The 1,417-nt window shown below is 70.9% G+C and carries 2 protein-coding genes; both read left to right on the top strand.

From position 1 onward, the window contains the following. The first annotated feature begins 382 nt into the window (after window positions 1-382). On the top strand, window positions 383-1,084 hold the full coding sequence (locus C1I98_RS38860; protein ID WP_146607931.1) for a hypothetical protein: 702 nt from the start codon (window positions 383-385) through the stop codon (window positions 1,082-1,084). After that, window positions 1,069-1,417: VOC family protein (locus C1I98_RS38855; protein WP_199537558.1), on the top strand; the 349-nt coding region annotated here is incomplete at its 3' end. The genes C1I98_RS38860 and C1I98_RS38855, both read left to right, overlap by 16 nt.

Raw genomic sequence — 1,417 nt, 5'->3', positions numbered from 1 at the left:
GGTATGATGCGTAACACTTTTGACGCTTTACGTCGGCCGCCGCCGGTACCGCGGGCGCTTCAGCGCCATCGCGCAATACGATCCCCGCTTCCCGGTAGAGAATCCGGGGTCGGCATGAATATCTGCTAAAGGCTTGCGTTTCCCGGGAAACGTCAGCTTAAATTTGAACATTGGTCCACAGGGGGAACCGATGTACCGAGTCTTTTTCCGCCGGGGGGCGGGCGTGCCGCGGCGGCCGGGGAAGGGTTCGGCTCCAACCAGCCTTTGGGGGCACTGTGCGGGTTGTGACCATTGGGATTGGACGAGCGGGAAAATCCACGACTAACGTCTTTATCGCCGGTGACCATCGATGTGCCGCCGATCCGGGGACGGCGGTGGAGTGGTGAGGGCGCGATTGGGGCTTTCCTCCGGGTCCGTTCCCCGGCTGCGCGCGTGCGACCTGGCCGTGCTGACCCGTGGCGGCGGCGGCACGGTCGTCGATCTGCGCGCGGGCAAGGGCCAGCGCTGGGAGCAGGACGGCATAGCGGCCCTGGCGGGGCTGCCGATCGCCTTCGTCGGCGTGTCGGTGACCTTGGGGCAGATGGACACCGGCGAGGGGTTCGCCGCGGCCCGGCGCTTTCCGGGGCTGCCGGTCAAGGTGCTCGCGGCCGAGGGCGCGGCCGGGCGCAGGATGTGCGACGACCAGATCGCCGCCCTCACCCGCGACCGCGACGCCTCCGACATCCTCATCGAGACTCACCGGGGCGGGGCCGGCCCGGCGGAGCTGGCCGACCTGTGTCACCGGTACGGCTGTGCGCTGGTGATCGACAACCTCGGCCTGTACGAGATTTCCGCCGACTTCGCGGGCGACGCGATGGCGCTGGCCCCGCTGGCGCGAGCCGTACAGGTCAAGGGGTTCACCCCCGCGCCGTACCCCGGCGAGCGCCCCAGGCACCGCCCGCTCACCGCGGACGATCTGCCCTGGCTCGACGTGTTCGCGGGGGCGAGCGTGGACATCACGGTCGAGTCGCGGGCGGGTGCCCCGGCTCAGGACCTCGCGGTCCTGGCCCGCACCTGGAAGGCGGTGGCGTGCGCCCTGCCCTGACCGCTTCGCCCTACGGCTACGGCCTGCACCACGTCCAGCTCGCCATTCCGGCGGGCAGCGAGGACGAGTGCCGGGCGTTTTACGTCGGCGTGCTGGAGATGGTCGAGGTCGCCAAGCCACCGGTGCTGGCGGCCCGGGGCGGCCTGTGGGTACGCGCCGACACCCTGGAGATCCACCTCGGCGTGGAGGCCGATTTCCGCCCGGCGGCGAAGGCCCACCCGGGCATCCTGACCACCGGCCTCGACCGCCTCGCCACCCGCCTCACCGCCGCCGGAGCCCCGGTCACCTCGGACGACGCCTTCCCCGGCCACCGCCGCTTCTACACCCACGACC

It is taken from the genome of Spongiactinospora gelatinilytica (assembly GCF_003236385.1).
In the GTDB taxonomy this organism is placed as follows: domain Bacteria; phylum Actinomycetota; class Actinomycetes; order Streptosporangiales; family Streptosporangiaceae; genus Spongiactinospora; species Spongiactinospora gelatinilytica.
Note: the sequence above shows the minus strand (reverse complement) of the source record. Positions and strands in the feature narration are given on the sequence as shown.